Raw genomic sequence first — 12465 nt, 5'->3', positions numbered from 1 at the left:
TCAATCTATGCTCCGTAGACTAACCCATCAGTATGTAGTGAGACAATATAAAAGAGAATAATATGCAAGTACGTCATGACTGGACGCATCAACAAGTAAAAGCATTGTTTGAAATGCCATTTAACGATTTATTATTTCAAGCAGCGACGGTTCACCGTACAAACTTCAAACCTAATGAAGTTCAAATATCAACTTTATTATCAATTAAAACAGGTGCATGTCCTGAAGATTGTGCTTACTGTCCGCAGTCAGCGCGTCATAAAACAGATTTAGAAAAAGAAAGGCTACTTGAAGTTGAAAAAGTAGTAGAGCAAGCCAAACTTGCAAAAGATAAAGGTGCGACACGTTTTTGTATGGGTGCAGCATGGTCTGATCCTAAAGATAGAGACATGCCTTATATTGAAAAAATGGTAAAAGAAGTTAAAGAATTAGGTCTAGAAACTTGTATGACTTTAGGTATGCTAACAAATGAAAAAGCGCATACTTTACGTGACGCAGGTTTAGATTATTACAACCATAATCTTGATACTTCAGAAGAGTTTTATGACCAAATAATTACAACACGTACATTTCAAGATAGATTAAATACCATAGATCACGTTCGTGATGCTGGCATGAAAGTATGTTCTGGCGGTATTGTTGGTATGGGTGAAAAAGCACAAGACCGCTATGGTCTATTAATGCAACTTGCAAACCTTGAAAAGCAACCTGAAAGTGTACCGATAAACATGCTTGTAAAAGTAAAAGGCACACCGCTTGAAAATGTAGATGATTTAGATGATTTTGAATTTATTCGTACAATTGCTGCAGCACGTATTATGATGCCACATAGTTATGTACGTTTATCAGCCGGTCGCACAGAAATGAATCCGCAGATGCAGTCTATGTGTTTTTTTGCAGGTGCAAATTCTATTTTCTATGGTGCTAAATTATTAACAACAGAAAATCCTGATGCCGATACTGATATGGAACTGTTGAAAAAATTAGGCATTAAGCCAGAGCAAAGACATGGGTGTTCAGATGAGGCACATGAAGCGACAATAAACAAAGCAATAGATGATAAAGCAACAGAGCATTTATTTTACCCTGCATAACCTAGTAGCTATAAATAGGATTTAGAGTGTCATCTAAGTCCTATTTTTAATGTTTTTTGGTGCTTAAGGCTTTTTATGGCTTTTGAATATATATCTGAACAAATTAATCAACGTAAACGACAGTCTTTGTTTCGTAAACGTTTTGCTATTCAATCCAGTAGCGATCGCTGTATAGAAGTTGGAAATCAGCAATACCTCAATTTTGCAAGTAATGATTATCTTTCAATTAATTCGTGTTTATCACAAACCTACAGCCAAACAAAATTAGGCAGTACAAGTTCCGCCTTAGTCACAGGTTTTCATCAAGAGCATGTTAATTTAGAAAGCTATTTATCTGAGCTTATGGGTTATGAGGCATGTTTATTGTTCAGTAGTGGCTTTAGTGCTAATGCAAGCGTATTAAAAACCTTAATGAGTCATGCTGATTCAGAGATATTTCAAGATAAACTTAACCATGCAAGTTTGATTGATGGTGGATTAGCTAGTAATGCAAAAATGTCACGTTTTAGACATAATGATTTAGCACACTTAGCTCAAAAGCTAAAAAAGTCGACAAGTCGAGATAAACTAATCGTGACTGAAGGCATATTTTCTATGGATGGCGATAGTGCACCTCTGGCAGAACTGAAACAATTAGCAAGCCAATATCAGGCTTGGGTAATGGTAGATGATGCCCATGGTTTTGGTGTATTAGGTGATAATGGTTTAGGAAGTTGTGAACAGATCAAACCTGAGTTATTAATTTTAACCTTTGGCAAAGCTGTCGCAAGTTCTGGCGCGTGTATTTTGTGTACTAATGAAGTCAAAGATTATTTATTACAATTTAATCGAGAATATATATTTTCAACAGCTATGCCACCATTAATGGCAAAAATGACACAAGATGCCATTATTCAAATGGTTAATGCAACAGAGCAAAGAAAGGCGCTCAAGCGCAATATATTTGAATTTAAACGTCAGTTTAATGAAAAATGTAGCGAGTTAAATATGCAGCTATTGGATTCATCTAGCCCGATCCAGCCAATTATTGTCAAAGACTCGCAACTAGCAGTCGATATATCAAATAAATTGAAACATGATAAAATTTGGCTAACAGCAATTAGACCACCAACAGTACCAAAAAATACCGCTAGGTTAAGAATAACAATTACAGCAGCGCATAAAGAAAATGATATCACGCATTTGATTAACTCGCTTGCTGGCGCATTTGAAAATAATATATGAGTCCAGTAAATCCACAGCAAAAAAATAAATGTGCAACACAAAGAAAGTTTTCGCAAGCGGCTGTTAATTATCATGAACATGCTTGCGTTCAAAGCCAAAGTGCAAAAATATTATTAGCAGACATCCCGGATAATAACTTAGGTCTATGCCTTGATTTAGGAGCCGGGCCCGGCGTAAATACTAAAGTACTTAGCCAAAAATATGAGCAAGTTATTTCTCTTGATTTAAGTATATCTATGTTAGAAGAAATAAATACATTAAGCACAAAGCCTGCCTATAAAATATGTGCTGATATGGACTATCTACCTTTTAAAGCTAAGAGTTTTGATTCGGTATTTAGTAATTTTGCAACGCAATGGTCACAAAATTTACCTTTATTACTCAAAAATATAAATCGCGTTTTAAAGCCTGGTGCAAAGTTTTATTTAACGATTGTTTGTGATGGTACTTTAAAAGAAATAGCACACGCTTGGGAGGAGGTTGATCAGCAAAAACATATCAATGATTTTGTTAAACCTACTGACTTATTAAAATATATTAAACAAGCAAATTTTAAACTGCAAAGTTATCGTTTGAATTGCCATAAAGATAATTATAAAGATCCACTATCTGCGATAAAATCAATAAAAGAGATTGGTGCATCCAATATGGTACAAGCAAAAGTAAACAAAGGTTTGATGGGGAAAAATAGACTTAAAACTTTGCTTAATGCTTATCCAAAAAGTAACAATGGATTTGATGTAAGTTATCAAGTTGCTTATCTCACATTAGAAAAATAGTTAAGAGTAAACACTATGAATCATTATTTTATCACAGGAACTGATACCGATGTCGGTAAAACATTTATCACTAGTTTACTGATGAAGTTTATCAAGCAACATAAACACCAGGTTCTGGGCTTTAAGCCGATTGCTGCCGGCGCTGAATATGCATTTGATGAATTGGTAAATGAAGACGCACTGACCTTATTGGAAAGTGGAAATGTTTCAATGCCATATAAGCTGATCAATCCATATATATATGAACAACCAATCGCACCACATATTGCTGCCAAGTTATCAAATGAAAAGATATCTGTCTCTGGGTTAAATTCAGCTTACTCAAAGATCAGTAAAGAAATTCAAAAAGAGGGATATTTAATCACAGAAGGTGCAGGTGGTTGGGCATTGCCAATAAACGACGAAGAATATTTATATGATTGGGTGAAAGAAAAAGACATGCCAGTTATTTTAGTTGTTGGTCTAAAGCTTGGGTGTTTAAATCATGCCTTACTAACCCAAGCACATATGAAAGCTTTAGGAGTAAATTGCATCGGTTGGGTTGCAAATCATATTGATCCGAATATGGATGTACAACAAGAAAATGTAGATGCACTTAAACAAAGACTGACTATGCCACTATTAGCAGTTGCACCATTTCATAATGAAGATTCGCATGCTAAACCTAAGCTACAAATTTATAAAGCGCTAAAAAACGTTTTGAATTTAGATTGATAATGAAGAGAATATAAATGAGTGGAACACAGCGTTCAAATATTAAGCCTGGAATGGAAGTTAAAATTGTTTTAAAACAAGACCAAAGAACAGGAAAAGTAACCCAAGGAATTGTTGAAAAATTATTAACAAACTCAGCAAATCACCCTCATGGCATAAAAGTAAGATTAGAGACTGGTGAAGTAGGGCGAGTAAAAGAAATTATTAGTTAATTTTTTAGTTTTATACTGGACAAAATGAGGTTTTGAGCCATATTTAATATTCATTTATTTATAAGGATATTAAGATGACAGAACTGGAATTCAAAGATATAAACAGTATTACAAAAGAACTTATTGATAATAAATCGGCTGCTGAGCACTTTGAACAATATGATAAATTGTTCAAAAATATGTTTGATAAAGCACAAAGTGAAACAGATGACGCTATGTATGAAATTGCTAGGCTTAACAAATTAAGAGCCTAAAATAAAAAAGCTTATTGATTTCAATAGGCTTTTTTATTTAATAAGGTTTTAAAAAGTGCCCCATACAGAGAGTTTTATTTCAGGCTCTCTCTTTCTTTTAGCAATTTGACTACCTTCAAAGTTACCTGAACGATTATCTTCATACATGAACCTTGAGCGTGTATATTCTCCAGTATTGAGATGTTCAACAAGCAATTGAACTTTAAGCCCATCAAAATAGGTTGTTTCAATAAATGCCTCAATACGGTTATTACCTTCAAAAGTATGAATTTCATCAACAAGATAGTAGGTATCGGTAAAGTAACTGATTAATTCGACACCCCAAGCAATTTTATGCTCAGTTAAATCTTGTCTGAACTCTATATTAAACTGCTCAGGAGTATAATCATTAATAATACGATCTTGATTGATAATAGAATCAAAGTATTCAGATCGGTTATACTCATATGAAATTTCAAGTAAACCGTTAGGGATGAAACTATCTAAAGGTAAATTAAGATCTGTTTCAAAACCCCAAAAAGTGGCATCACCTGCATTTCCTAAACCATGGCTTATATTACCGTTATCAGAGGGTAATATAATGTATTCTAATATATCTGTATGCCATTCATAAAATAGGTTTATGGATAAACTGCCTTTTTCACTAAAACCCCAATCAAGTTTTGTACTTAATTCGGTATACTGGTTTGGAGCGAGATTTGGATTTCCGGCTGTATTTCTATCATCAGTCGTATCAGTGCTTGCGGCAAAATCATTAAAATTAAGCTGGCCCACGTTGTGTTGAGCTTGAATATTTAGTTGCAAATCAGCATTAAAGCTATAATTTGCAGCAAGTCTTGGTTTTAAAAATTTAAAAGTTTGATCATTGGTTGCATCACCGGATACTTCAATTTGTGAAATTTCACCCGTTAAGCCACCCTCGATTGATAAATCCTCTGTTGCTGAATATACAAAAGTAACAAATGCTTCGCCTCTAAACTCTTCAACAACTACGTTTGCTGACTCGAGATTTTGCGGCTGATTATTTTCAGAATATTCAAGTTCGGTATCTAGTTTGTTATTGGCAATTTCAAAACCATACTCAGGTTTAAATCTATCAGTTCCTATTTTTCCATATGTATTTCTAAAAATATATTCAGTTTTTATTCTGTCTTGTTTAAATTGACTATTGTAGTTTTCATTTTGAGCAAAGTTTTTTTGGTTAAAAGCATTCTCATAATTTTGATGTTTTACTACGGCTAATCCTAAAATATGCCATTTCCAATCATCATCATTACCTAACCAATCTATACCCAGTTCAAATTCTTTATTTGTATTATTTTCGTTTAATAGCCAAAATTCATCAGGTTCGTGTGTTAATGAATCGCTGTGAATGATATTTCTTGTAATATCACCTTGCCACTTTTCACCACCAATACGTCCATTTAATGTGAGTTTACCGGTGATGTATTCTTTAGCACCTTGACCATTTATATAAACCCAATTGTTTTTTTCATCTAAAATTTCATCCGCAGTTTTATTTACATGATCATCGAGTTCTTTATCTTCAATGACTGCATCTCTATAACCCACCCAGCCACCGATATCAGTATCGAAAGCGGTATCCCATTGGCCTATTTGTGTTGTAATAGCGGCTTCTATATTAGGTCTTAAGTCTCCATCGGCTGCCCTTCTTGCTTTTAAAGCCCAAGTCCCTGAAGTAATATCTTTTTTTCTTATTATATTGGCTATGATCGATTGGCCTGCTACTTCACTGGAGCCTTTACCGCCACGGATTATTTCGATTTTTTCTACTTGCTCTACGGGAATACGGATCAGAGCACCTCTTAGGCCGCCAGATTTAGATGTAGGTCGTGACCCATCAATTAAAACATTGCCTGCGTTACCACCAAAGCCACGATCATTGGAGCCTCCGTCGAACGAAAACCCAGGTAACCTATCTATCATATCGTAGGCATTTTGAGGGTGATATTGCATGAAAAATGAAGAAGGGTAAGAAGATGAATTAACTAATACATTTGATTCATTTGCAACAGAATGCAAAGAAGGTAACATTAAGAGACTAATTAAACTTGATTTTAGTTTAAATGGGACTTTTAAATTCATGAGGTTGTATAAACTGCATAATTGAAACATATTTTACAATTGTAACTGATTTGTACATTCAGATTTAGGTAAAACTGTTTCAAATTATGTATAAATGATTTTATTTACTCATTAAGCGAGCTTGGCTTTGAATCGCATTTAAAATGGCTTTAATACCATTGCCTCTCGAAGGGCTTAAATGTTTTAAAAGAGACATGTCTTCGAACTCTTTATTTGCATCAATTGATATAATTTCAATGGGCGTTAAATCTAAATATAAATATAAAATAATGCTAACAAGCCCTTTTACAATTCTAGTATCAGAGTCTGCGATAATTAATAATTTGTTTTCTTCGTTATTAAAATCCATATATAGCCAGACATTACTCTCACAGCCATTAACTAATGCACTGTCTACTTTTAGTTCTGATGGCAACGCAGGTAATTTTTTACCTAATAGCATTATTTCACGGTATTTTTCTTGCCAAGAACCTGCTTGTATTATTTTGTTTTTAAACTGTATATAGGATTCATTCATTTTCTTGGAGGCCTGTTAATCTAATAAAGAAAGACATTGTTTTAGATGAGTTATAAATTGTTGTATTTCGTTTTTCGTATTGTAAAAAGCGAGACTAATACGCACTGTGCCATCTATATTTAAGCTCTTCATTAAAGGTTGTGTGCAATGACTACCAACTCTAACTGCAATACCGTATTGATCTAACAAAGTTGCAATGTCAAATGGGTGCTCATTTTTGTAATTAAAACTAATTGTGCCGATATTTTGTACTAGATCACCATATAACTCTATACCTGAAATATTTTCAAGTTGTTGCTGTAAATATACGAAAAGCTCATTTTCGTATGTTTTTTGTTCATTAAAATCTATTTTGTTCATATAATCTATGGCACAACCAAATGCAATAACACCTGAAATATTTGGTGTTCCTGCTTCAAATTTTCCTGGAGCTTGAGCAAAAACTGTTTCTTCAAAACTGACAGATTTAATCATTTCCCCGCCAGTTTGATACACGGGTAACGCGTTTAGCTGTTCATATTTACCATATAAACCACCTAAACCTGTCGGTCCAAGGGCTTTATGGGCTGAAAAAACATAAAAGTCACAGTCGAGTGTTATCATATCTGGCCTGAGATGCATAAAAGCTTGCGCACCATCAATAACCGTCACTGTTTTGTATTTTTTAGAATACTTAATTATATCTGTAATAGGCTGAATATTACCTAGCGCATTTGAAGCATGAGAAATGCTCAATATTTTTGGTTTATGAAGGTCAATAAGTTGCTGAGCTGTGTTTAGCTCTATAGCTTGAGATGACTCATCAAGGGGAATAACCTTTAAAATAGCGCCTGTATTGGCACATAATTGTTGCCAGGGAACAATATTAGCATGATGTTCTAACGCACTGATCAAGATAACATCACCTGGTTTTAAGATGTTTGATAAACCATGAGCTAATAAATTTAGAGACTCTGTTGCGCCTTTAGTCCATACAATCTCTTTAGCTTGCGCATTAATAAAATTGGCTAGCTTATTACGTGAATTTTCATAGGCTATTGTCGCACGATCGCCCAAGGTGTGAATGCCTCTATGCACATTAGAATTAGAATTAGTATAAAAATGTTTAAGAGAATCTATAACAACTTGGGGTTTTTGACTGGTTGCACCAGAATCAAAATATATAAGAGGTTTTTCATTAACTATTTGTTTTAAGATAGGAAATTCATTTCTTATATTATCTATATCAAACATTTTATAAAATCAAACTGCAAAAGGAGGGCGGCATTTTAAACGATTTGTAAAAAAAAAGCGAGGTGCATTACTGGTTTTGAGTGGAACAATAAATTAAGGTACATCTTGGATATACCTTAATAATTTTAACTAATAATTATCTATTAGCAGCATCAGTATAGTCACGTTTAGTATAACCAGTATACATTTGACGTGGACGACCAATTTTTTGACCTGGTTGAGATAACATCTCATCCCAATGTGAAATCCAACCAACAGTACGTGCCATCGCAAAGATAACAGTGAACATGCTTGTTGGGATACCGATTGCTTTTAAGATGATACCTGAGTAGAAATCTACGTTAGGGTAAAGTTTCTTTTCAATGAAGTAAGGGTCTTCTAAAGCAATTTTCTCTAGGCCCATTGCTACTTCTAGTAAAGGATCTTGGATATTTAGCTCTTTTAAAACTTCATGACATGTTTGACGCATTACTGTTGCACGTGGATCGAAGTTTTTGTAAACACGATGACCAAAGCCCATTAGGCGGAAAGGGTCATTTTTATCTTTCGCTTTAGCAACATATTCTTCTATGCGATCAGCTGTACCAATTTCTTCAAGCATCGTTAAACATGCTTCATTTGCACCACCATGAGCTGGACCCCAAAGTGAAGCAACACCAGCAGCAATACATGCATAAGGGTTAGCACCAGAAGAACCAGCGATACGTACTGTAGAAGTTGATGCATTTTGTTCGTGATCAGCATGAAGCATGAAGATTCGGTCCATTGCTTTTGCAAGAACTGGGCTTACTTTGTATTCTTCAGCAGGTACAGAGAACATCATATGTAAGAAGTTTTCTGCGTAGCTTAAATCATTTTTAGGGTAAACAAATGGTTGGCCAATTGTGTACTTGTATGCCATTGCTGAAATAGTTGGTAATTTAGCAACTAACTTTACAGCACTACGTTTACGTTGCTCTGGATCAGTAATGTCTAAATCATCATGATAAAATGAAGATAAAGCACCAACAACACCACATAGCATAGCCATTGGATGAGCATCTACGCGGAAACCTTGGAAAAATGCACCGATTTTTTCGTGCATCATTGTATTTGTTGTGATTTCGTTTTCAAAGCTATCCATTTGCTCTTTGCTTGGTAACTCGCCTTCTAAAAGCAAGTAACAAAGTTCTAGGTAGTTTGATTGTTCAGCAAGTTGATCAATTGGGTAACCACGGTGTAATAGCACACCTTTAGCGCCGTCGATGAAAGTGATAGCTGATTCACAAGAACCTGTAGACATGAAGCCTGGGTCATATGTGAAATGGTTGTGAGCACCTAATGAGCGTACGTCGATTACATCTTGACCAGCTGTGCCTGAATAAATTGGTAAATCAATTGGTTCTTGGCCATCGATATGAAGTACTGCTTTTTTGTCTGCCATCTAAATCATCTCCTGTTATAACAAATCAATTGTTATGATTTTAAGTCTATTGTTAAGCAAATTAGTTTCATTTTAACGTATAAATGGGGATAAAAGTCAATATTAATGAAAATTAATGCAAAAAAATATGATATCTATTCTGAAAAGATTAAATAGTATACTAACGGCCAATTTGCAAGGCATTCTAATTAAACAAAAATTGTAAAATCTTCAGGGGGAATATATACTATGTAAGGTTTATTCAAATGAATTAAACCTACTGCGTCTGAAGTAAACGTGTAGTACCTATTTTGGCTCGTCATCATAATAGGTTTGTTTATTTTGATAGTTCCATTTAAATTTATTAAATCAAATAAAATTAGATGGGTGTATAAAAACAATAGTTGGGTCCTAAATGGGCCAGATGGGCAAGTAACTGTGAAAAAACAAAGACCTGTAAATCTCGATCTATCGACTATTTCTATGCCAGCAACTGCTATAGCGTCAATCTTACACCGTATCACAGGTGTAGCATTGTTTTTTGCTTTAACATTTGTAATTTGGGCTTGGTCAGAGTCTCTTTCATCACCAGAAGGTTTTGAATTCGTCAAGAGCCTATTTAGTGGGGTCGTTGCCAAATTCATTGCGTGGGGTACTGTCACAGTGTTGGCATATCACATCATTGGTGGTATCCGTCATATCATTATGGATATGGGATACTGGGAAGAACTTGAATCAGGCAATAGTAGCGCAACAATCTCAATTTTATTTTGGGTTGTAGCAGCAGCAATGGCAGGGGTATGGATATGGTTGTAAATCAAGCATCTCTAAAACGTAATGGCGTACAAGATTATGTATCTTTACGTGCAACGGCATTAATCTTAACGGCTTATTCGTTATTCATTATTGGCTATTTCTTAACAACTCCGCAAGTCACATTTGAGGCTTGGCAGGGATTATTTTCAAACTTAGCGGTAAAAGTTTTTACACTTGCAGCTTTAGTTAGCATGATGATCCATACACAAATTGGTTTATGGCAAGTGCTTACTGATTACGTTAAATGTGCAAAATTACGTTCATTATTAGGTTTCGTTTTAAATATGATGTCTTTTGTGTATGTTGCAGTTGGTTTATTTGTATTGTGGGGTGTGTAAGTGAAATATTCTGTTCGTGAATTTGACTCGGTTGTAATTGGTGCTGGTGGTGCGGGTATGCGCGCAGCGCTTGCAATCACAGAATCAGGTAAAAGTTGTGCATTGATTTCTAAAGTTTTCCCTACACGTTCTCATACAGTTTCAGCTCAAGGTGGTATCACTGTTGCTTTAGGTAACAGCCATGAAGATCATTGGGAACAGCATATGTATGATACAGTTAAAGGTTCAGATTATATCGGTGACCAAGACGCTATCGAATATATGTGTAAAACTGGTCCAGAAGCAATTATCGAATTAGATAAGATGGGTCTACCTTTTTCTCGTTTTGAAAATGGTACTATCTATCAACGTCCATTCGGTGGTCAATCAAGAAACTTTGGTGGCGAACAAGCGGCTCGTACAGCAGCCGCAGCTGACCGTACTGGTCATGCTTTACTTCATTGTTTGTACCAACAAAATGTAAAAAATAAAACAAACGTATTCTCTGAATGGTATGCACTTGATTTAGTTAAGAATCAAGAGGGTGCTGTTGTAGGTTGTACTGCAATTGATATTGAATCTGGAGAAGTTGTATTCTTCAAGTCTCGCGCAACTGTTCTTGCAACAGGTGGTGCAGGCCGAATATTTGCTTCTACGACTAATGCACACATTAATACTGGTGACGGTGTTGGGATGTCACTTCGTGCTGGCATTCAAATGCAAGATATGGAAATGTGGCAGTTTCACCCAACTGGTATCGCGGGTGCTGGAACACTTGTTACTGAAGGTTGTCGTGGTGAAGGTGGTTATCTTTTAAATAAAGATGGCGAACGCTTTATGGAGCGTTATGCTCCTAATGCAAAAGATCTTGCTGGCCGTGATGTTGTTGCACGTTCAATGATGACTGAGATCCGTGAAGGTCGTGGTTGTGATGGTCCTTGGGGTCCACATATTAAACTTAAACTTGATCATCTAGGTAAAGAAACACTAGAAAAACGTCTACCAGGTGTATGTGACTTATCTCGTACATTTGCACACGTTGATCCAGTTAAAGAACCAATTCCAGTAATACCAACATGTCATTACTTAATGGGCGGTATTCCATGTAATGTAAATGGCCAGGTTGTCTCTGTAGATAATAATAGTAATGAGAAAATCGTTGACGGTTTATTTGCTGTTGGTGAAATTGCATGTGTATCTGTACATGGTGCAAACCGCTTAGGTGGTAACTCATTACTTGATTTAGTTGTATTTGGCCGTGCTGCAGGTAACTTCTTAGGTGAATACCTAAATGATACTCAAGTATCTGATCATGCAGATTCAGACGTTGAAGCAGCATTAACACGCTTTAACCGTTGGGAGTCTTCTAAATCTGGTCAAGGTGAAGATCCAGTTCAAATCAAAAAAGACCTTCAGCAATGTATGCAATTAAACTTCTCGGTATTCCGTGAAGGTGATGCTATGGCACAAGGTATGAAAGAGCTAACTGAAATTCGTGAACGTTTACAACATGCACGTCTTGACGACAAGTCTACAGAATTTAACACGCAACGTATTGAGTGTCTTGAATTAGACAACCTAATGGAAACTGCATTTTGTACAGCTAAAGCTGCAAACTTCCGTACAGAATCTCGTGGTGCGCATGCCCGTCAAGATTTTACTGAGCGCGATGATAAAAACTGGTTATGCCACACAATTTACAGTCCAGATACAGAAGAAATGTCAACGCGAAATGTTAATATGACACCTTTACACCGTGAAGCTTTCCCACCGAAAGCACGTACTTACTAGGAGCTG

At 35.5% G+C, this 12465-nt stretch carries 13 protein-coding genes; 9 read left to right on the top strand and 4 right to left on the bottom strand.

All coding sequences use genetic code 11. The features are described 5' to 3' along the window. Positions 1-62: 62 nt before the first annotated feature. The 6 genes from bioB to PSA_RS12110 all read left to right on the top strand — a co-directional run bounded on the left by bioB (position 63) and on the right by PSA_RS12110 (position 4277). Positions 63-1094: a biotin synthase BioB gene (gene bioB / locus PSA_RS12135; protein WP_042144193.1), complete on the top strand. Its 1032-nt coding sequence runs from the start codon at positions 63-65 to the stop codon at positions 1092-1094. Positions 1095-1169: 75 nt separating this feature from the next. After that, positions 1170-2318, top strand: a complete 1149-nt coding sequence (locus PSA_RS12130) for an 8-amino-7-oxononanoate synthase (protein ID WP_042144195.1) — start codon at positions 1170-1172, stop codon at positions 2316-2318. Further along, entirely contained in the window at positions 2315-3097 is a 783-nt protein-coding gene (locus tag PSA_RS12125; RefSeq protein WP_042144198.1) for a methyltransferase domain-containing protein, read from the top strand. Before PSA_RS12130 ends, PSA_RS12125 begins: the two co-directional genes overlap by 4 nt. 15 nt (positions 3098-3112) lie before the next feature. Further along, positions 3113-3811, top strand: a complete 699-nt coding sequence (bioD, locus tag PSA_RS12120; RefSeq protein ID WP_042144200.1) for a dethiobiotin synthase — start codon at positions 3113-3115, stop codon at positions 3809-3811. 17 nt (positions 3812-3828) lie between these two features. Beyond that, positions 3829-4023 (top strand): YwbE family protein, encoded by a 195-nt coding sequence (locus tag PSA_RS12115; RefSeq protein WP_042144202.1) that lies wholly within the window; start codon positions 3829-3831, stop codon positions 4021-4023. Positions 4024-4097: 74 nt separating this feature from the next. Continuing rightward, complete coding sequence (locus PSA_RS12110; RefSeq protein WP_042144204.1) at positions 4098-4277, top strand: hypothetical protein; 180 nt, start codon at positions 4098-4100, stop codon at positions 4275-4277. Positions 4278-4325: 48 nt separating this feature from the next. On the opposite strand, the gene PSA_RS12105 is transcribed toward PSA_RS12110, so the two are convergent. From PSA_RS12105 to PSA_RS12090, 4 genes are all read right to left on the bottom strand, one after another. Beyond that, complete coding sequence (locus tag PSA_RS12105) at positions 4326-6383, bottom strand: TonB-dependent receptor domain-containing protein (RefSeq protein ID WP_042144206.1); 2058 nt, start codon at positions 6381-6383, stop codon at positions 4326-4328. A gap of 100 nt (positions 6384-6483) precedes the next feature. Next, positions 6484-6900 (bottom strand): SufE family protein, encoded by a 417-nt coding sequence (locus PSA_RS12100; protein WP_042144208.1) that lies wholly within the window; start codon positions 6898-6900, stop codon positions 6484-6486. 15 nt (positions 6901-6915) lie between these two features. Then, on the bottom strand, positions 6916-8133 hold the full coding sequence (locus PSA_RS12095; RefSeq protein WP_042144210.1) for an aminotransferase class V-fold PLP-dependent enzyme: 1218 nt from the start codon (positions 8131-8133) through the stop codon (positions 6916-6918). A 136-nt stretch (positions 8134-8269) separates the two neighbouring features. Next, complete coding sequence (locus PSA_RS12090; RefSeq protein WP_042144211.1) at positions 8270-9556, bottom strand: citrate synthase; 1287 nt, start codon at positions 9554-9556, stop codon at positions 8270-8272. Positions 9557-9973: 417 nt separating this feature from the next. Here PSA_RS12090 and sdhC point away from each other — a divergent pair, with 417 nt between their 5' ends. Genes sdhC through sdhA form a run of 3 tightly spaced genes read left to right on the top strand, consistent with a single transcriptional unit; the run spans position 9974 to position 12459 of the window. Then, positions 9974-10351 (top strand): succinate dehydrogenase, cytochrome b556 subunit, encoded by a 378-nt coding sequence (sdhC, locus tag PSA_RS12085; RefSeq protein WP_042144459.1) that lies wholly within the window; start codon positions 9974-9976, stop codon positions 10349-10351. Then, complete coding sequence (gene sdhD, locus PSA_RS12080; protein WP_042144213.1) at positions 10342-10689, top strand: succinate dehydrogenase, hydrophobic membrane anchor protein; 348 nt, start codon at positions 10342-10344, stop codon at positions 10687-10689. The genes sdhC and sdhD overlap by 10 nt, the downstream gene beginning before the upstream one ends. Next, positions 10690-12459 (top strand): succinate dehydrogenase flavoprotein subunit, encoded by a 1770-nt coding sequence (sdhA, locus tag PSA_RS12075; RefSeq protein ID WP_042144215.1) that lies wholly within the window; start codon positions 10690-10692, stop codon positions 12457-12459. The last annotated feature ends 6 nt before the right edge of the window (positions 12460-12465 follow it).

The organism is Pseudoalteromonas sp. '520P1 No. 423' (genome assembly GCF_001269985.1).
Taxonomy (GTDB): Bacteria; Pseudomonadota; Gammaproteobacteria; order Enterobacterales; family Alteromonadaceae; genus Pseudoalteromonas.
Note: the sequence above shows the minus strand (reverse complement) of the source record. Positions and strands in the feature narration are given on the sequence as shown.

Excerpts from the sequence above, each read along its gene's own strand:
- bioB (WP_042144193.1), top strand. The coding sequence starts at position 63 with ATGCAAGTACGTCATGACTGGACGCATCAACAAGTAAAAGCATTGTTT.
- PSA_RS12130 (WP_042144195.1), top strand. The coding sequence starts at position 1,170 with ATGGCTTTTGAATATATATCTGAACAAATTAATCAACGTAAACGACAG.
- PSA_RS12125 (WP_042144198.1), top strand. The coding sequence starts at position 2,315 with ATGAGTCCAGTAAATCCACAGCAAAAAAATAAATGTGCAACACAAAGA.
- bioD (WP_042144200.1), top strand. The coding sequence starts at position 3,113 with ATGAATCATTATTTTATCACAGGAACTGATACCGATGTCGGTAAAACA.
- PSA_RS12115 (WP_042144202.1), top strand. The coding sequence starts at position 3,829 with ATGAGTGGAACACAGCGTTCAAATATTAAGCCTGGAATGGAAGTTAAA.
- PSA_RS12110 (WP_042144204.1), top strand. The coding sequence starts at position 4,098 with ATGACAGAACTGGAATTCAAAGATATAAACAGTATTACAAAAGAACTT.
- PSA_RS12105 (WP_042144206.1), bottom strand. The coding sequence starts at position 6,383 with ATGAATTTAAAAGTCCCATTTAAACTAAAATCAAGTTTAATTAGTCTC.
- PSA_RS12100 (WP_042144208.1), bottom strand. The coding sequence starts at position 6,900 with ATGAATGAATCCTATATACAGTTTAAAAACAAAATAATACAAGCAGGT.
- PSA_RS12095 (WP_042144210.1), bottom strand. The coding sequence starts at position 8,133 with ATGTTTGATATAGATAATATAAGAAATGAATTTCCTATCTTAAAACAA.
- PSA_RS12090 (WP_042144211.1), bottom strand. The coding sequence starts at position 9,556 with ATGGCAGACAAAAAAGCAGTACTTCATATCGATGGCCAAGAACCAATT.
- sdhD (WP_042144213.1), top strand. The coding sequence starts at position 10,342 with ATGGTTGTAAATCAAGCATCTCTAAAACGTAATGGCGTACAAGATTAT.